Genomic DNA, 18,517 nt, shown 5'->3' on the forward strand with positions numbered 1-18,517 from the left:
CCCTGCTTACTTGGGGGACCTCTACAAGACTATACGCCAGAGCATTAATTAACCACCAGTGTCGCTCTGGATAATCACGGCCAGCACCAGCAACAGGGTTTCGATCAATTCGATCGAGGCTCCGGCGGTGTCACCGGTTGTGCCACCCAGACGGCGCAGCATCAGGCACCTAAGCCCCGCACCGACAAGCAACAGGTATAGTGGCAACCACAGGCTGAACAGGCCCAACAGCAGTATTACGACAGCACACACCCAAAATGCATGCCGACGCTGCAACAGTGGCAGCATTTCACGCGCGATACCGTCAGGTCGGGCATAGGGGGTGGTGACCAGCAGCAACAGCGCAGCACCACGACCCGCTACAGGGGCCAGCAGCAGAGGCCACAGCGTGGCCGTACTTAACAGAGCGGCGAGCGCACTCCACTTCAGCAGCAACACCAGTATCAGCACCAGCGCTCCACTGGCCCCCAGGTGAGAATCCTTCATGATTTCAAGAGTACGCTCTCGGCTGCCCAGTCCGCCCATCCAGCCATCGGCACTGTCAGCCAGTCCGTCCAGATGCAGCCCTCCGGTCAGCCCGGCCCAGACAAGCAATAACAGTGCCGCGCTCAGCCCGGTCGGTACTCCTTGCAGAACGGTGGCCAGCAGCAGCAAACACAGCCCGATCAACCCGCCGACCAGCGGGTAATACAGCAGAGCCCGCGCCTGAGTTCGCTTATCGGGCGGTGCAGCCAAACGTACCGGAATCAGGGTAAGAAACTGCAACGCACAGAGAAACGCCTGCCATCCAGCTTTCATTGGCGTGCATCCTGCAGCTGATGCAAACTGCCATGCGCTACCGGAAAACTGAACATTTCACTGACCGGAAGCCCGTTCAGAATACAGTGCAAGGCACGAATGACACCGCCGTGACAGATCAGCAGCACGGCACGGGCATGTTCCTGCTGAAGTTGATCCACCAGAGCTTCAAGACGAACAAAAAAATCGGCCAGTGATTCGGCCTGTGGCGGTGGACAGTGCCAGGGATCCTGCCAGAAGCGACCCAGTGCAGCCGGATCGGTTGCGTGGATGTAGGCTGCAGTCTGTCCGTCCCATTGGCCAAAATCGTATTCTATCAAGCGAACGTCGGTCACAAAGCCATCGGAGCCGGCCCACTGCTCGGTAAAAGCAGAGCAGCGTTGCAGAGGTGAGCTGAATACCCCCTCATAATCCTCAGGCCTGACCCCTTCCAAACCTGCGTGCATCTGCTGCCAGCCTCTATCGGTCAGGGCCGCATCCGTACGGCCCAGAAAGCACTGACCGGCATCGGTTTCACCATGACGCAGCAGATCTATTCTGAATACGCTCAACTCGGTTTCTCCGACACTGCCGCTTCTGCGAAGGTGGCCATACCGGCATGCAGCTCACAGGACATGCGCAACAGGGGCACAGCCGCAGCGGCACCACTACCCTCACCCAGGCGCAGCCCCAGATCCAGCAGGGGCGGTGATGGCAATGCAGGCCTCAAATGTCTATATCCCGGCTCTGCCGAATGATGGGAAAAGATCAGCCAGTCAGCAACAGCCGGGTTGATCCGGCAGGCCAAAAGCGCCGCAACGGTACAGATGAATCCGTCCACCAGTGCTGCCAGACCTTCCTGAGCGCAGGCAACGTAAGCCCCCGTCAGTGCTGCAATTTCAAACCCGCCCAGCGAGGCCAACAGGGCCATTGGCTCTTGCGTGTCTCCGTTGTTGCGGCCATGACGCAGCAGAGCCTGTTCTATGATTCGGCACTTGTGCGACATACCCATCGAATCAAGCCCGGTGCCGGGGCCCACCAGCTCCGCCACCGGTTTTTCCAGCAACGCCGCCGCCAGGGCCGTGGCCGCCGTTGTATTGCCAATGCCCATTTCGCCGCCAATGAAAAGCTCGGCTGGGGTGTGCAACACCGCTTCTCGCCCTGCCGCCAGCGCCTGCTGCAACTGCACTGCCGTCATCGCAGGCTCATGTAGCAGATTGCCGCTCTGAGCTGCAATCACGCGGGACTCAACCGCCGGCAAAGGCTCAAGCTCCACCACGGTACCCAGATTCCAGACTCGCAGCTCGGCTTCCAGCACCCGGGCCGCCACACTGATGGCAGCTCCACCACGGGAGAAGTTGCGAATCATCTCAGCGGTGACCGCCTGTGGATAAGCGGACACACCTTCCACTGCAACACCATGGTCGGCCGCAAATACGGCGATGCTGATCCGTTGCAGTTGCGGACAGGCCTTGCCCTGCATCCCGGCCAATCGAATCGCCAACTGTTCCAGCTGGCCCAGCGAGCCGGCCGGTTTGGTCAACTGTTGCTGGCGTGCCTGTGCCGCCGCAACAGCCTGGGTGTCAATCGGCTTGGTCGCATGGATTATCCAGCTCATGCGGACACCTCCAGTGCCGGTCCCTTCAGTTGCATCGATATTCCCGCCACCATCAACACGACCTGATCAGCCAGGGCCGCTGCAGACTGGTTGAGCCACCCCGACTCGTCAGTAAAGCGGCGGTTCAACTCTCCCGTGGGGACAATACCCATGCCGGTTTCATTGCTGACCAGAATGATGTCGCCACGGGCATTGCGCAGGGCCGCACAGAGCGCTTCCCGCTCGGCGTGCATATCAGCCTTGGCCAGCAACTGGTTGGTAACCCAAAGGGTCAGACAGTCGATCAATAGACAGCGGTGGGGCGCCTGGTGCGACAGAATTGCGTCCGCCAGCTGCAACGGCTCCTCAATGGTTGTCCAGTGACGGGGACGATCATCCCGGTGACGGTTGATGCGTTCTTGCATCTCGCGGTCTTGCGCCTGTGCGGTGGCAATATAGATCACTTCAAGGCCCGAGGCCTGTGCCAACTGCTCCGCCTGCCGACTTTTGCCGGAACGAGCGCCTCCGAGAATCAATCTGATCATCTGCCTTGTATCTGCCTGTATTGCCGATAAAAAGAGATTGTACCTGCCGCAGCGGGCGTCAGAGAAATTCGGCTTCAATATCGCAGCTGCTGCTGCGCCCCAGCGCCGAGCGGTTTTGCTGCAGCCAGCGGTCCATCTGCGCCTGACCACGCTGCATCAGCTCAAGCAGAAAATCAGGCCGCACATCCAGCTTGCTGCTTCGGTGCAGCTGACTCAAGCCCTCATCAGGCCCCAGCACGTGCAGCCGCATCTGCCGTATCCGGCGCTCAGGCCGCCCCAGCCGCCAGGGCGAGCGGCGCGCCCGCTGATGCATGGCTGCCAGCGCCCGCATCTCGCGCATGAAGGTGGTCTGAAAACCCAGTTCAGCCACCCGGTCAGCAATCGCCTGGGCACTGACCGGCGGTGCAGCCGGCTGCTGCGGGTGCAGCAACAGCAGAAGCAGGTCACGTGCCTTGCAGTCGAACAGCAGCGGGTACACCACCGGATTGCCGGCAAAGCCACCATCCCAGTAATGCGCACCTTCAATCTCCACCGCCTGATACAGCGCCGGTAGGCAGGCAGACGCCAGCAGGTGTTCAGTGCTCAGTTCGTGTTCACGAAACAGTTTCAGTTTGGCGGTTTCGACCTCGGTGGCGGCAATGAACAACTGAAAGGGCGCATCACGCCTCAGCCGCTCAAAGTCAACCAGATCATTCAGCAGGTCTCGCAGTGGATTGATATCAAACGGGTTCAGGTCATAGGGTGAGAGGTGCCGGGTCACCCCACTCCACCAGGTTGGCCAGTGACGGCTCCATCCCGCCGGGTCAAAGCTGTCGGGCAGCATCAATCGATGCCAGAACTCCGACAGCAGTGCTCGCGCACCCGCCGCGCCACCCTGCTGCCAACCTGCCGTCAGCATTACGGCGTTCATGGCGCCTGCACTGGTACCGCTGATGCCGTCAAAGCGGATGTCATCTTCCTGCAACAGACGATCCAGCATCCCCCAGGTGAAGGCACCGTGAGCCCCTCCCCCCTGCAACGCCAGATTCAGTTTCACTTCAGACATGCGCAGCCCCTTGTATTGTGCACTGCAACAAGCATCGGTTCAGACTGTTCTGGTGTCAATGCCAATAACACCCGAAAACAGCCCGGGCTTCGGTCACTCTATACCTGACCGGATGCCGGTTTCACAGGCCCGTAACTGAGGCTGGCGAACGCCGTTTCCGCTTCGCCCCGGCGCTGGTTGATCACCAGCGTCAGGGTAAAACTGAAGTTGCACAACAGGTTCAAAAAGCGCGGCAGAATATCCGCCACCTCCCGCCCCTCTTCACTAACGCGCACGAGCGCCCGAATCGCTTTTTTACAGTTGGAGCGCACGATATGCAGTTGAGGCACCGGTGCTGAGCCCCGAGGCAACACAAACCCCTGTGGTGGCGTAACCAGCTGTTGGCGAAAGTGCTGCAGTCTCGACTTGAGCCAGACGAGGTCAGCCTCCTTCAGGGCCAGCCGGCCGCGAATTGAGCCGTTGGCGTGCAACACCAGCGGCTGCAGCTGTTCAAGATCCTGGCGCAGGTCATCCCACTCATTCGGCAGCGCCGCCAGTACCGCCCCAATCTGGGCACAAAGTTCGTCGGTCAGCAGTTCATAATCACACAGCCAGGAGGTTTCATGGATGAAGGGGTAACAGAGTTCATCCAGATCGCGGCTGTTGGCAATGCTCATATGGGTTCTCTCCCCTGCATGCGCAGCAGTGGCACTGCGGCGCTGAAATCAATTTCGGCCTCGACCCGGAACACCTGACGCAGATTTTCCGTCGTCAGTACCGCCTGTGGCGTACCCACGGCAATGACACGACCAGCGTCCATCAATACCAGCCGGTCACACCACGCCGCCGCCAGTGACAAATCATGCAGCGACAGGATCACGGCACGTTCTCGACTGGTGTAGTTGCGGAGCAGTTTCAGTACCTGCTGCTGATAATACAGATCCAGACTGGCCAAAGGCTCGTCGGCCAGAATCACGCGCGGCTCCCCTGCCAGCAGTCGTGCCAGCCAGACCCGTGCCTGCTCGCCGCCGGAGAGCTGATCCACCGGTACGTTCAGCCATTCGTCTACGCCGGTACTGCGTGCCGCCTGATCAATAATCTGCGCTGACTCATCCCCCCAAGGCAGACGCCCCAGCGCGATCACATCACGCACACTCAAGGTCCAGGCCGCCATGGATCGCTGTGGCAGAAACGCGATCTTGCGCGCCCGTTCCAGCGGTTCAAACGTGCTCAGGTTATTGCCTTCGAAACTGATCACGCCGGAACAGGGCTGGATGCCGGCCAGTGACTCCAGCAGAGAGGATTTGCCGGCACCATTGGGGCCAATAATGCCCAGCAGCTCGCCCGGTTGCAGATCCAGACTGACCGATACCAGACGCTGTGCCAGCGACAGAGCTTCCACCCGAATCAGATCCATCGTCGGCGCTCCTTCCATACCAGCCAGATGAACAGGGGGGCGCCGATCAGAGAGGTCAGCACCCCCAGTTTCAGCTCCTGCCCCGGCGGCAGCAGACGCACCACGATATCCGCCAGACACACCAGCACCGCACCCAGCAGGGCCGAGGGCAACAGCACTCTGTCGGGCCGGTGTTGCACCCAGGGCCGCACCAGATGCGGCACAATCAAGCCGACAAAACCGATGGCTCCCGCCACGGCTACCGAGGTGCCCACCAACAACGCAGCGCCCAGCACAATCAGGCGGCTTCCGCGCCGGGGGGACAACCCCATGCTCTGTGCCACCTGTTCGCCCAGACTGAGCCCCAGCAGCAGACGCCGCTGACTGCAGATCAGACCGCCACCGACCAGCAATGCGGGCAGCAGCAACCAGAGATGATCCAGCCCGCGCTCGGACACCGAGCCCAGCAGCCAGAACACCAGCTCCTGCATGGCGAAGGGATTGGGGGCAAAGTTGAGTACCGCAGCCAGCAGCGCGCCAGTCAGCGTCGAGATGGCCAGCCCCGCCATGATCACCATCGCCTGCCCGGCGGGGCCTGCCAGCAGCAGCATGATCAGCAGCGCCAGCCCTGCACCCACCAGCCCCGCCAGTGCCGGTGCTGCCACACCCAGGGCCGGAAACAGACCAAAATAGAACACGCAGGCCGCGCCCAGTGCCGCCCCCTGACTGGCACCGGTCAGCCCCGGATCTGCCAGCGGGTTGCGCAGCAGGCCCTGCAGCGCAGCACCACTGAGGCCCAGAGACGCCCCCACCAACAGTGCCAACAGGGTGCGTGGCAGGCGAATTTCACTGCTGACAATGGCATCAATGCTCTGCTCCCCTCGTGCCCAGTCAAGCAGGCCCGTCAAGGGGGCTATATCGGTGCTGCCAGTGGCCAGTGACAGCAGCGCCGTCAGCAGCACCAGCAACGCCAGTATCCCGTTCATTGCACTCGCTTCCGTTTCAGTTGTTCGATCAGCTCCCAGGTCCAAGGGCCGGGACATTGCCAGCGCCAGTAGTCGGTGCTCAACCACCCTTCCTGTGTGACAACCTGCTGCAGCGCCGGATGTTCGGCAAACCGGCTCGCCAGTGATGGACTCGCCGGAGCCGACCAGAGGATCGCATCAGGCGGGTCGGCTACCAACTGCTCTAGATCAAGGCGGACATAACCGGCATCACGCAGATAGTTGTGCCAGCCCGCCTGACGCAGAATCTGGTCTTCAAAGGTACCTGCGCCTGTACCGATGCCGTTGGCGCCCAGCAGCAACAGCCGAGGCGCATCACCCGCTGGCTGCGCAGGCGCTGGAGCCGGTCGTGCCCGCGAGGACGGCTGGCCTATAAGCTCAAGAAACTGACGCTCATAGACCTCGATTTCAGCAAGGCTGGTCGGCAGGGACAGGTCCACCACCGGAAGGGACAGCGCCTCAAGACGGCGACGCAACAGCAATGCGTTGTACTCACCCACCAGAATCAGGTCTGGCTGCAATAGATAAATCTGCTCCAGCGAGCCATCGTGCAGCGGCCAGTCAGGCATATCAAAAGGCAGCTGATAGCGCCGATGAGTTGGCGACAGGGCGGCAACCTGCTCAGGTTTTGCATGCAACGCCAACAGCCAGTCCATGCACAGATCCAGCGACAGGATGCGCTGGGGGGCTGACTGGGCACTGGCGCTGGCAAGCAGCAGCCCCAGCCCGAAGCCCCGCAAGCAGCGGAGCATCAGGCCAGACATGCCGTTTCCAGAATCAGAGTGCAGGTGTCCATGTCAGTGACAACAATGCTGTGCGTCCTGTTTCACGATAGGGGTGATAGGTTGAGGGCCAGCCCACACCGTACAGCGCGGTGGCGTACTCTTTATCGAACAGGTTATCAACTTTCAGCTTGAGCGCCAGTTCAGGGTTCAGCTGCCAGCGGCTGCGCAGATTCACCAGTCCATAACCGGCGATTTCACGCGTATTGGCGGCATCATCCCAGCGGCTGTCGGCCAGCTGCCAGCTGCCGCCCACAGACAGATCTCCGAACGTGCGATCCAGGTCCAGGCTCAGGCTGCGCTTGGCACGCCGGGCCAGAGTCTTGTCGGTATCCCGATCAACAGGGTCGACCAGCTCCAGCGCCAATGCGGTCTGCCAGCCGAACAGTTCGTGCTGCAGGCGTGCCTCGAAACCATTGATACGTGCAGTGCCAATATTTTGCGGAGTGAAGGTCGAATCCAGCGTAATCGCATTATCGATATCGGTACGATAGATAGACGCCTGCAGCTCGGTGCTCTGCCCCAGTCGGCTGCGCCACTGCAGCTCATAACTCTTTGAGGTTTCGGGCTGCAGGGCAGGATTGTCATAGCCCGGGTAGTACAGATCCACGAACGTGGGTGCCCTGAAGCCTTCGCTGTAGGAGACGATCAAATCGTTGTCTTGATTGAGTCGCCAGGTCAGTGCCGCACTCAGCGTATTTTCACTGCCGTACAGTTCGTTATCGTCATGCCGTAGGCCAACTTCGGTACTGAAGCGTGCATGATCATAGCGGTGCTGAACGAACGCCGCCCGATTCCAGCGGCTGGTTTCAGCGAAGCTGTCATTGCCGTTTAGACGCTCCTTATGTCCATCGAAACCAACCAATAACTGCTGTGCCGGGGTCAGCTGCAGGGTGTTGAGCCAGGCTAGGCTGTCACGATAGGTATTGAAGGCATCACTGCCGGCGTGATCGTCAAATCGCGTCCAGCTGCGGTTTTCTGCATGGCCCAATTCCAGACGGCTGTGCCACAGCTCACTGACCTGCAGATTGGCATAAACGGACGCGGTGCTCAGCTGGAAATCATTATAGGGATAGTCACCGCCCCAGCTCAGATCGAATTCGCTTTCGCCCCGCTGATCCAGCAGACTGACGCCGGCGTCAAACCGGTCACTGAAACGGTGGTTGAGGTTGAAGCTGGCAGCCGTATTGCGATAGGCATCACGGTCACTGTCCGGGCCGGTGGCTTCATAAGTGCGGTTAATGCCATTGGTCTCGTCATTGCTGAGGCTCAGGTTGAAACGCGTATCAGCATTGCCACCTGACAGCCCGAGGCTGCGCTCCCAAGTTTGCTCTGTACCGTAGCCCAGATGTACACGGGCACGCAGGCCATCTCCTTCCCCACGACGGGTGAAGATCTGAACCACACCGCCAATGGCATCTGCCCCGTAGATGGCGGAACGGGCCCCTCGCAACACTTCGATGCGCTCGATCTGATCAACCGACAGTGCTTCCAGCGCGGCACTGCCGCTGTCGGCGCCGTTGATACGCACACCATCAATCAGTACCAGGCTCTGGGATGATTTTGTGCCACGGATGTACAGGCTGGTCATACTGCCGCGACCGCCGGATTGGGTCATCTGTACGCCGGGTACCCGATCAAGCAGCTCAACAACGGTTGAAGGCTGCAGGCGTTCAATGTCCGCACGAGTGAACACTTGGGTAGCGGCAGTTGTGTCCTGCTGCAGCTGTGGCTGGCGGGAAGAGGTCACCACGATGGTGGAGAGTTTCAGCTGCTCATCAAGCGAGGTTTCAGCAGCAAAGGCAATACTGGGCGCGAGCGTAATGGCCAGCGCCAACGTGGAACGTTTCGGCATGGGAAAGACCTTTCTCATGTGTGCCACCCGCACACTGATGGATGAATGATCACTTCTGGCCGGTCTCCGGGCTCAGGCGTCAGACTGTGCAGTCAGGAGGGATAACACCTTCCCATATCGGATCGATACAGTGGCCTGTCGTCATCGCCTCACGCCTCTACCGTTGCGGGGGCAGCGTCGGCATTGCATCGACTTTCATAAAACGATGCGCACCAACTTCCCGTTTAAGTCCTGAACAGCTGTTCAGTACACCGGAAGCAAGCCGCGGATAATAGGCACTCAGGAGGAAGAGGTCAAACGGAGGCTGTTCAAGTGAAGTTGAACGAAAACGAACAAAAAAATGCCGCTTCCCCCGGGGAGATGGAGGAAGCGGCGCCAATCACCTTCGGCACACATCTGCAGTGCCTACAGTGAGCTAGACCTGTCAATGAACGAGATTAATCTTAAATATAATCATTCTTATTTGCAACAAGAAATTAAGCCAATAATGAAAAAACCGCCAACCCCGGGGAAACAGAGTTGGCGGCTGAAGGCTCAGGGAGTTAAAACTCGTAGCGAATACCGGCAAAGAACTGACGCTGACGCCCCGCCACCTTGCCATCCACCCGGCTGACCAGATATTCGCGATCGGTCAGGTTGTACACACTGCCGAACAGGGTGATATCGCTGCCGGGCTTTCTGTAGTTGATGGAAGCGTTCCAGAGGCTGTAGCCGTCAATCATGCCCTCTTGACCATTGGCACTTTCGACACGCGTGTTCTCGCCATCCACAAACTGTCGGCTGATGTAGTCCACACCGATGCGGGTATCCAACCCGTAGGGATTTTCGTAACCCAGGCTGAGTGAGGCCATGTGACGGGGGGCATACGGCATGCGGTTACCCGCTGCAATATTCTCCGACGGTACGGCCTTGCTGAACTCGGCCTTGAACAGGTTGGTATAGGAACCCGTTAAATAGACGTTGTGAGCACTGTCATAGAAGGTGCCGAAATCGATTCGGCCCGCCAACTCGATACCTGCCTGCTCCGACTCACCGGCATTGAAGAAACGGCCGCTGTCCTGAATTACGATCTCCTGGAAATCGGTATAGAACAGCGTTCCCGCCAGGGAGACACCATCGAAGTAGTCACTGCGCAAACCCAGTTCCCAGTTGGTGCTTTTTTCGGGGCTGGTTTTGGACAGCACCACACCATCACCCACCTCTCCCAAATCACGATCAGGGCGCGGAGGGGCAATACCGCGGTGTACACCGGCAAAAACGGTTGTGTTGTCGATGCCATTCCAGGCGATACCGAAGCCTGGCAGAACATCGGTTGAACGGTTGGTCTGACGAATGTCCTGCGGGTCGCCTTCCGCCCAGACCACATCGGTCTTGATGCTCAGATCCTCGATTCGAACACCGGGAGTAAAGGACCAGTCACCGAGGTGGAACGTGTTTTGGGCGAAGTAGGAGATCGCTTCCACATCGATGCGAATATCTTCACGCAGATAGTCCGTGCCAAAGGACTTGAGCCAGTCCAGATCGCGAGCACGCGGGTCACCATCACGGAACTGACGACGACGAATGTCCTCTTCGTGGTACCGAACGCCGACGACAGCATCACTGTCGAGGCCAAACAGGGTGTGATTGAAGTCCAAACGGGATTCAATACCCCAGTATTCATAGTCGCGGGGACGGTGACGTCCGCCACAGGCGTCTGCATTGGCAGCGGTCGCCGCTGTGCCACAGCGATCCAACTCTGAATAGGCAGTACCGTCAATAATGTAGCTGCCATCGCCCGGCTCATTGACCTGCCGGAAAGACGAGCGATAGGCATCCGCATAATAGGCTTGGGTATTGAGCGTGGCACTGTCGTTGATATCAAAGATGTGCTTCAGCTGCACACTGTCGCGCTGATGCTCAAAACGGTCATGATCGGAGGTGGGTGCCTGAAATTTGTCCTGAGCGTACTCCAGCTGCCCCAGGCCGGTTTCGGTAATGGCCGAATCTTCTTCAAAGCGACTGACCTTGGCAATCAGCGTTTGCCGATCCGTCAGGTTGAGCTGCCCCTTGATGGAAAATTCGGTGACATCAAAGTCATGCCCACGACGAACGCCATCACCCTGCTTCTGCAGTGCATCAATCATGATACCGCCGGTGTCATTTCCGTAGCCCAGGCGCGTATGCGCACCTCGGAACCCTTGATTACCGGCGTCCATAGTGACAGCGCCTTCAAAGCCATCGGTCGGCACCGGGCGTGTTACGAAGTTGATCATGCCACCCACGGTTTGTGGCCCGTGCAGTATCTGCCCCGAGCCTTTTACCACCTCGATGCGCTCAACTCTGTCCAGCGGGGTCGAGTAGTGTGCTGATGGGTCGCCATAAGGGCCCAGAAACAGCGGCATGCCATCTTCCATCAACAGGGTGCGGGAAGTACGGCGGGGGTTGAGGCCACGCACCCCGATGTTGAGCGCCAGGCCATAGCTGTCTTCATCAACCGCATTGATACCGGGGACGGTTTTCAGTGCTTCCTTCACGGTAAACGGCCGACGACGTTCAAGGTCACGCTCGTCCACAATATCAAATGAACCGGGAACCGCTTCCAGTCGGTCGGGCAAAATGCCGGTAACCGTCAGTGTGTTTATGCTGTCCACCTGCTCCGCCTGCAAGGCGAATGGGACCAGCATCAGCGAAGAGGCGATGGCACTGCTGAGCAGTTTCTTGCGAAAAAACATGGGTCACTCCTGTTGCCGAGAGGACAGCCTCTGCCAATGAGAGGGCTGGCAAAATTGTTGCAGCAGTATGTGATGAGCAACAAAACGCTGTCGTCGGCAACAGGTAGCGGTACTGGCGTACTTTGGTACTACGCCCGCAACAGAGCGAAAAAATCCTGTATCTGACGGGAAAAATTCCCGGTTAATATTAGCCGAAACGGTACCCGGACAGGCTTGTCTCCAGTATCCGATCTACAAACACGTGCCGCCCCTGATCATCACCGGCAGCACCCGCCGCCAGCATCAGTGGCAGCAAGTGCTCCTCGTGCCGCTCCGGGTGACATTCACGCGCCCTCGGAGCCTGATCCCAGTGCGCCAGCGCCTGCCAGCGCACGGCAGGGTCGGCCTCGACCGTCTGCGCCAGCCAGGCATCAAACTCATCCGAGATCGGGCCAAAATGAGGATCACGATAGCCACGCATGTTGTGGAAACTCATGCCACTGCCCACGATCAATACGCCCTCATCCCGCAGCGATTGCAGTGCTCGGCCTACCTGCAGGTGCGCCTCGGCATCCAGGTCCTGACGCAGAGACAGCTGCACCACCGGGATCTCCGCCTCAGGGAACATCAGCTTGAGCGGAATGAACATGCCATGGTCGAAGCCCCGGCCGGCATCGGTTGCAGCCGGCAGCCCGGCCTGCTGCAACAGCTCAATCACACGCTGTGCCAATGCCGGCTGGCCGGGAGCCGGGTAGGTCAGCTCGTAGGTGTGTGGTGGAAAATTGTAGTAGTCATAGATCAGATCCGGCTGTTCACCCGAGGTAGTGCTGAACACGGGCTCAAGCCAGTGGGCCGATACCAGCAGGATCGCCTTGGGCTGTTCCGGCAAGGTCTCGCGAATGCCACGCAGAAACGCTTCCATCCGATCCCAGGCATCGGGCGGATTCCAGTCCATGAAAAAACAGGGGCCTGCCCCGTGCGGCACAAAAAAGGTGGGCTGAGTGGATGACATGGGGATCACTCCTGTTGCGGATTTAAACGATATATTCACAGACTAGGGTGGCAGAGCTGTCCTGCAACGCCAGACTGATCAGAACACGGTCACATTCAAGTGCTCCGGCCGCCATGCGGTGGCAGTCAAAGGCGGCCTCAACGCCGGATACTCGGCAGTGCTCAAAGCGGGTGGGCGGCGCTGTGCTTGCATGCTCGCCGGCCGGCAGCTCGATGTACAGGGTTCGCAGATCGGGCGCGGTGTCGGCGGCCTTTTCCAGCCAGCGGACCAGCGCTCCCGGCTGCTCGATACGCGTGAGCGCAAAGTGATGATCCAGCAGTGAGAACTGCAGCACGTCGCCTTGCTGAACCAGCAGGCCGCCCAGCATTTCAAGCTGCTCCACCAGATTGTGTTCACTCAACGGTTCGGAGGGAAATCGAAACACCTGCCACTCTCCTCATACCTGTGACCACCCAGTATATTGGACTGCAGTGGCGCATATTCAACTGCCTCCCTGCCCGCGGCTGGAAACCGCGTGCTGGAAACACTATACAGTAACGACGGGGAACCGCCCCGAAGACACCCATCTGCCGACAAGGACAGCCCGTGACCCTGAACGATCTTTTTACCCCTGCATTGGGTTTCGCCTCTTTGGCACTGGCCAGCCTGGCCTGCCAGTGGCTGGCCTGGCGATTGCGCCTGCCGGCGATTCTGTTTCTGCTGTTGACCGGCATTCTGGTGGGGCCCATCGGCGGGTGGCTGTCACCGGATCTTTTTCTGGATGAGCTGCTGTTTCCGCTGGTATCACTCAGCGTCGCTCTGATTCTGTTCGAAGGCAGCCTGACTCTGAAATTCAGCGAGCTGCGCGAGACCGGCACAGTCGTCCGCCGGCTGGTCACACTGGGTGCACTGGTGACCTGGGGCGTGCTCAGTCTGGCGACCTACTGGTTGATCGGGCTGTCGCCCGCACTGTCCGCTCTGTTCGGGGCACTGGTTGTCGTCACCGGCCCGACCGTGGTGGTGCCCATGCTGCGTACCCTGCACGCCAAACCTCGCATCGCCGATGTGCTGCGCTGGGAAGGTATATTGATCGACCCTCTGGGTGCACTGCTGGCCGTACTGGTGTTCCAGTGGCTGATCGCCACCGGCAGCGGTGAAAACGGTTTTCTCGCCAGCCTGATGATCTTTTTCAAAGTCACGCTGGCCGGCACCATCATTGGCCTGTTGGCGGGCTGGCTGCTGGCTCTGGCATTGCGGCGTTACTGGATTCCGGAGTATCTGGAAGTACTGGCCGCCATTGCCGTTGTGCTGGTGACCTTCTCAGTGTCCAACCACCTCGCCCATGAGTCCGGTCTGCTGGCAGTGACGCTGATGGGGATCTGGCTGGCCAATGCCAAAGGGATCGATATCGACGAAATTCTGGCCTTCAAGGAACATCTTGCCACCCTGCTGATTTCCGGGCTTTTCATTCTACTGGCTGCCCGGCTGGACCTGCAGGCATTGCTGGCACTGGGCTGGCAGGCGTTGGTACTGTTGGCCGTCATTCAATTCATCGCCCGCCCATTATCGGTTTGGGTCTGCACCCTCGGCAGTAATCTGAGCTGGCCGGAGCGAGGCCTGATCGCGTGGATCGGCCCGCGCGGCATTGTCGCAGCGGCGGTCTCGGCCCTCTTTGCTCTCAAGCTGGAGCAGGCCGGGTATGAAGACGCCGGACTGATCAGTGCACTGACCTTTGCCGTCATCATCGGCACCGTGGTGTTTCAGAGCGCTACGGCTCGCCCGGTCGCCAAACTGCTTAAGGTAACCGAACCGGAACCCCGCGGACTGTTACTGGTGGGCGCTAACCCAGCCGCATTGGCTCTGGCCGAGTGTCTGCAGAAAGAGGACGTTCCTCTGTTGGTGGTGGACACCCACTGGGATGCGATTCGGGACGCCCGCATGCGCGGACTCAGGACCCTGTGCGGCAATCCGTTGGCCGCGGTGGTCGATGACCGGCTGGACCTGGCCGGACTGGGGCATCTACTGACGCTGACACCGCAGCGGGAATGGAATGCCCTGCTGTGCCAGCATTTCCGACGCGATTTTCCGGCTCGGCAGATCTTCACGGTCCGCACGGAAAAACACCAACAGGCGCGGCTCAAGCTGGCCGAAGAACATCAGGGCCGGCCACTGGGGGCTGATCCATTGAACTTCGGCCAGCTCGCCGGCCTGATCAGCCGCGGTGCGCGTTTTCGCGCCACCCGCTTCAGCGAGAGCTATGACTTCAATCAGTGGCAGCAGCAGGATGCATCAGGCGTGCGCATGCCAATCGCGCTGATCAGCCCGGACCGGCACCTGCAATTGCTGTCCAATCCCGATGAGGTCAACCCGGGGACTGACTGGACCCTGATCTATCTGGATACCGCCGAGAAAGCGGCAAGCGGCAGGCCCGAGAAATCAACGACTGACCCAGTTACCTGATGTCAGCCGTTGCCCGGGCTGTACCGCCGGATTGTATAAATACAGCCAGGCACAGCCATGGGGGGTGTCCACCTGAATCCGGTCATACAGTCCGGTGTGCGGAGCACGGGCATTGTATTCTTCCAGTTCGTCCAGGGCGGCAAAAGTCTCCGTATTCACACGGTACACCTCTACCTGCGTCTGGCCCGGCTCCCGCTTAACCGCCGGCCAAGGCCCCAGGTCATAGAGCGCGAAGCCATCCAGCCATGTTGAGCCAAGATATTCAGCCCCGCTGAGAAAGTGGTGGTTGCCTTGCCCCTGTTTAAGAGTGCCATATACGGCGACCCGAATCTGCTCCATTGCCAATCCTCTGCGTATAAACGGGTCAGCTATTCTTAAATACCTTAAGGCCATTGAGCAAGGAGATCCCATGCGCACGTTTTTTCTCGGTCTGATACTGCTGACGCTGACCGCCTGCACCAGCCTGCCCGATCGAGTCGAGCCGGTGAGCAACTTCGAGTTGAACCGTTATCTGGGCACCTGGTATGAGATCGCACGGCTGGATCATTCGTTCGAGCGCGGCCTGAGCCAGGTGCAGGCCGAGTACAGTCTGAGAGACGATGGCGGGGTGAAAGTGATCAACCGGGGTTTCGACGCCGCCCGAGGTGAGTGGCGCGAGGCCGAGGGCAAGGCGTATTTCGTTGAGGACAGCAACACCGGCTACCTGAAAGTGTCGTTCTTTGGTCCTTTCTATGGTGCCTATGTGATCATGGAACTGGACCACAAGGGCTATCAGTACTCACTGGTCAGCGGACCGGATCGAGATTATCTGTGGATACTGTCGCGCACGCCGAAGATGGATGCCGGTACGCTGGAGCAGCTGGTTGCCACTGCCCGCAAGGCCGGTTATCCGGTGGATAAGCTGATTTATGTGAACTATTGATAGTTGTAAACAGATACAAAGGTGCCCGCCCTTGCAGCGGGCACCCTCATTTTCAGGCCGCAGCCGCCCGATCCTCACGCAGCACTCTGGCGGCATCCACCATGTTCTGTAGTGCCGGGATTACCTCACTCCACTGGCGGGTTTTCAGGCCACAGTCGGGGTTCACCCAGAGGTGTTCTGCCGGGATGCGCTGCGCCGCGAGACGCATCAGTTTCACCATCTGTTCTACCGACGGGATATTGGGGCTGTGGATATCGTACACGCCCGGGCCGATCTCGTTGGGGTAGTGGAATTCGTCGAATACATCCAGCAGCTCCATGTCGGAACGGGAGGTTTCGATGGTGATCACGTCCGCATCCATGTGCGCGATCGCCTCGATGATGTCGTTGAACTCCGAGTAACACATGTGGGTATGGATCTGAGTGCTGTCCGACACGCCATTGGCGCTGATGCGGAACGACTCCACCGCCCAGTCTAGATACTCGGCCCACTGGCTGCGGCGCAGTGGCAGACCTTCACGCAGCGCCGCTTCATCGATCTGGATGATATCGATACCGGCACGTTCCAGATCCTGCACCTCTTCGCGGATCGCCAGCGCCAGCTGGTAACAGCTGTGTGAACGCGGCTGATCATCACGCACGAAGGACCAGTTGAGGATGGTGACCGGGCCGGTGAGCATCCCCTTCATCTTTTTATCCGTCAGTGACTGGGCATATTTGATCCACTCCACGGTCATTGCCTTCGGGCGGCTGATATCGCCGAACAGAATCGGCGGCTTGACGCAGCGGGAGCCGTAGGACTGCACCCAGCCGAACTGGCTGAAGGCATAGCCGTCGAGCTGCTCACCGAAGTACTCCACCATGTCATTGCGCTCAGCTTCACCGTGTACCAGCACGTCCAGCCCCAGAGCCTCCTGCTGTTTGACGGCAAATTTGATCTCCTGCTGCATGCGGACTGTATAGTCTCCAGCATCCAGCTCACCCTTCCTGAACGCCAACCGCGCCTGGCGGATCTCCTGCGTTTGCGGGAAGGAACCGATGGTAGTGGTCGGGTACAGCGGCAGGTTCAGCGTCTGGCGCTGCAGCGCTGCCCGCTGCGGATAGGCACTCTTGCGCTTGCCCAGGCCCGGATCGATGGCGGCAACGGCGTTCTGTACTTTGGGGTTGTGCACCCGCGGTGAGGTACGGCGGCTGTTCAGCGCTGCGAGATTCTCGGCCAGCTCAGCGGCAACAGATGCCCGACCATTGTTCAATGCGCTGTGGATAACCCAAATTTCATCCAGCTTCTGCTGCGCAAAGGCCAGCCAGGAACGAATCTCGGCATCCAGCTTCTGTTCGCTCGCAAGATCCACCGGCACATGCAACAGCGAGCAGGACGGTGCGATCCAGAGGCGACTCCCCAGCTTTGCCGCCACGGGTTCCAGCCAGTCCAGCAATGCACTCAGATCGGTTTTCCAGATATTACGACCATTGACCACACCCAATGACAGCACCTTATCCGTGCTCAGCTGCTCGATCACCGGCTCGACTTCATCGCGGGCATTGACCGCATCCAGGTGCAGTCCATCAACCGGCAGGCTGCAGGCCAGCGCCAGATTTTCTTTCAATTGACCGAAATAGGTGGTCAGCAGCAGCTTCACGCCCGTGTTGGTCAGCGCCCCATAGGCGGTGCGGAACGCCTCCTGCCATTGCGGTGCCAGCTCAGTGACCAGCGTCGGCTCATCGATCTGCACCCACTCGATGCCGTTCTCGGCCAGCAGTCCAAGCAGTTCGGCATAAACCGGCAACAGCTGCGCCAGCAGGCTCAGTGGATCGGTTGCGTCCTTGCTCTTGCCCAGCAACAGATAGGTCACCGGACCGATCAGCACCGGCTTGGCGTTGTGACCCCGTGCCTGAGCTTCTTCAATCTGCGCCAGCAGGCGACTCGGGTTCAGGCTGAAGCGGGTCTCGGCGCTGAACTCCGGCACGATGTAGTGGTAGTTGGTATCGAACCACTTGGTCATCTCACCGGCATGCACACAGTTGCAGCCGCTGTCGTTGGCGGAGCGGCCACGGGCGACACGAAAATACTGATCCAGTTCCGAGCCTTGCAGTCCCTGCACTCGGGCCGGCAGGTTGCCGAGGGTAAAGCTCAGATCCAGTACCTGATCGTAGAGGGAAAAATCCCCCACCGGGATCAAATCGAGTCCCGCCTGACGCTTCCAGTTCTGCGCCCGCAGCTCTGAGGCGGTCTGCAGCAGCTCGGATTCGCTTTTCTCGCCTTTCCAAAAGGCTTCCTGGGCAAATTTGAGTTCGCGCCGTGCGCCGATGCGCGGAAAACCCAAGTTGTGTAAACGGCTTTTTGCCTGTGGCTGAAGGCTTTTGTTTTGTCGCTGAAGGCTCATAACACTCTCCAAAATTCAATTCGGAGTCGATGCTAGCCCTTATGAATGATGAAAAATAATGGCATTATCTCATCAACACATTAATTAT

17 protein-coding genes and 1 riboswitch are annotated in these 18,517 nt (G+C 59.3%); of the genes, 2 read left to right on the forward strand and 15 right to left on the reverse strand.

What is annotated here, in order from left to right; all coding sequences use genetic code 11:
- Positions 1 to 48 precede the first annotated feature (48 nt).
- From cobS to BLV48_RS15565, 13 genes are all read right to left on the reverse strand, one after another.
- Positions 49 to 798, reverse strand: coding sequence for an adenosylcobinamide-GDP ribazoletransferase (cobS, locus tag BLV48_RS15505; RefSeq protein WP_091827704.1), 750 nt, complete (start codon positions 796 to 798; stop codon positions 49 to 51).
- The gene (locus BLV48_RS15510; protein ID WP_091827705.1) at positions 795 to 1,349 is read right to left on the reverse strand and encodes a histidine phosphatase family protein; all 555 of its coding nucleotides are present in this window, start codon (positions 1,347 to 1,349) and stop codon (positions 795 to 797) included. The genes cobS and BLV48_RS15510 overlap by 4 nt, the downstream gene beginning before the upstream one ends.
- A complete protein-coding gene (gene cobT, locus BLV48_RS15515; protein WP_091827706.1) occupies positions 1,346 to 2,395 on the reverse strand; it encodes a nicotinate-nucleotide--dimethylbenzimidazole phosphoribosyltransferase in 1,050 nt (349 codons plus the stop codon). Before cobT ends, BLV48_RS15510 begins: the two co-directional genes overlap by 4 nt.
- A complete protein-coding gene (gene cobU / locus BLV48_RS15520; protein ID WP_091827707.1) occupies positions 2,392 to 2,919 on the reverse strand; it encodes a bifunctional adenosylcobinamide kinase/adenosylcobinamide-phosphate guanylyltransferase in 528 nt (175 codons plus the stop codon). The genes cobT and cobU overlap by 4 nt, the downstream gene beginning before the upstream one ends.
- A gap of 58 nt (positions 2,920 to 2,977) precedes the next feature.
- A complete protein-coding gene (locus BLV48_RS15525; RefSeq protein WP_091827708.1) occupies positions 2,978 to 3,964 on the reverse strand; it encodes a patatin-like phospholipase family protein in 987 nt (328 codons plus the stop codon).
- Between the two features lie 98 nt (positions 3,965 to 4,062).
- The gene (locus BLV48_RS15530) at positions 4,063 to 4,620 is read right to left on the reverse strand and encodes an ATP:cob(I)alamin adenosyltransferase (RefSeq protein WP_091827709.1); all 558 of its coding nucleotides are present in this window, start codon (positions 4,618 to 4,620) and stop codon (positions 4,063 to 4,065) included.
- A complete protein-coding gene (locus tag BLV48_RS15535; RefSeq protein WP_091827710.1) occupies positions 4,617 to 5,360 on the reverse strand; it encodes an ABC transporter ATP-binding protein in 744 nt (247 codons plus the stop codon). Before BLV48_RS15535 ends, BLV48_RS15530 begins: the two co-directional genes overlap by 4 nt.
- Positions 5,351 to 6,325 (reverse strand): FecCD family ABC transporter permease, encoded by a 975-nt coding sequence (locus tag BLV48_RS15540; protein WP_091827711.1) that lies wholly within the window; start codon positions 6,323 to 6,325, stop codon positions 5,351 to 5,353. The genes BLV48_RS15535 and BLV48_RS15540 overlap by 10 nt, the downstream gene beginning before the upstream one ends.
- Positions 6,322 to 7,107: an ABC transporter substrate-binding protein gene (locus tag BLV48_RS15545; RefSeq protein WP_254775064.1), complete on the reverse strand. Its 786-nt coding sequence runs from the start codon at positions 7,105 to 7,107 to the stop codon at positions 6,322 to 6,324. Before BLV48_RS15545 ends, BLV48_RS15540 begins: the two co-directional genes overlap by 4 nt.
- A gap of 13 nt (positions 7,108 to 7,120) precedes the next feature.
- A complete protein-coding gene (locus BLV48_RS15550) occupies positions 7,121 to 8,980 on the reverse strand; it encodes a TonB-dependent receptor domain-containing protein (protein WP_091827712.1) in 1,860 nt (619 codons plus the stop codon).
- Between the two features lie 40 nt (positions 8,981 to 9,020).
- Positions 9,021 to 9,251, reverse strand: a riboswitch (cobalamin riboswitch).
- A gap of 271 nt (positions 9,252 to 9,522) precedes the next feature.
- Positions 9,523 to 11,694: a TonB-dependent receptor family protein gene (locus tag BLV48_RS15555; RefSeq protein ID WP_091827713.1), complete on the reverse strand. Its 2,172-nt coding sequence runs from the start codon at positions 11,692 to 11,694 to the stop codon at positions 9,523 to 9,525.
- A gap of 187 nt (positions 11,695 to 11,881) precedes the next feature.
- A complete protein-coding gene (locus BLV48_RS15560) occupies positions 11,882 to 12,685 on the reverse strand; it encodes a DODA-type extradiol aromatic ring-opening family dioxygenase (protein ID WP_091827714.1) in 804 nt (267 codons plus the stop codon).
- A gap of 22 nt (positions 12,686 to 12,707) precedes the next feature.
- Positions 12,708 to 13,109, reverse strand: coding sequence for a hypothetical protein (locus BLV48_RS15565; RefSeq protein ID WP_091827715.1), 402 nt, complete (start codon positions 13,107 to 13,109; stop codon positions 12,708 to 12,710).
- Positions 13,110 to 13,270: 161 nt separating this feature from the next.
- Here BLV48_RS15565 and BLV48_RS15570 point away from each other — a divergent pair, with 161 nt between their 5' ends.
- On the forward strand, positions 13,271 to 15,124 hold the full coding sequence (locus BLV48_RS15570; protein WP_217633035.1) for a cation:proton antiporter: 1,854 nt from the start codon (positions 13,271 to 13,273) through the stop codon (positions 15,122 to 15,124).
- Here BLV48_RS15570 and BLV48_RS15575 read toward each other — a convergent pair.
- On the reverse strand, positions 15,101 to 15,463 hold the full coding sequence (locus BLV48_RS15575) for a gamma-glutamylcyclotransferase family protein (protein WP_175527700.1): 363 nt from the start codon (positions 15,461 to 15,463) through the stop codon (positions 15,101 to 15,103). The two genes, BLV48_RS15570 and BLV48_RS15575, sit on opposite strands and share 24 nt — an antisense overlap.
- 70 nt (positions 15,464 to 15,533) lie before the next feature.
- Between BLV48_RS15575 and BLV48_RS15580 the strand changes: the two genes are divergently transcribed.
- Positions 15,534 to 16,046 (forward strand): lipocalin family protein, encoded by a 513-nt coding sequence (locus BLV48_RS15580; protein WP_091827717.1) that lies wholly within the window; start codon positions 15,534 to 15,536, stop codon positions 16,044 to 16,046.
- A 52-nt stretch (positions 16,047 to 16,098) separates the two neighbouring features.
- On the opposite strand, the gene metE is transcribed toward BLV48_RS15580, so the two are convergent.
- Positions 16,099 to 18,429 carry a 5-methyltetrahydropteroyltriglutamate--homocysteine S-methyltransferase gene (gene metE / locus BLV48_RS15585; protein WP_091827718.1) on the reverse strand — a complete coding sequence of 777 codons (2,331 nt, stop codon included), beginning with the start codon at positions 18,427 to 18,429 and terminating at the stop codon, positions 16,099 to 16,101.
- Positions 18,430 to 18,517: the final 88 nt, after the last annotated feature.

The sequence above is a fragment of the Marinobacterium iners DSM 11526 genome (genome assembly GCF_900107855.1).
Taxonomy (GTDB): Bacteria; Pseudomonadota; Gammaproteobacteria; order Pseudomonadales; family Balneatricaceae; genus Marinobacterium; species Marinobacterium iners.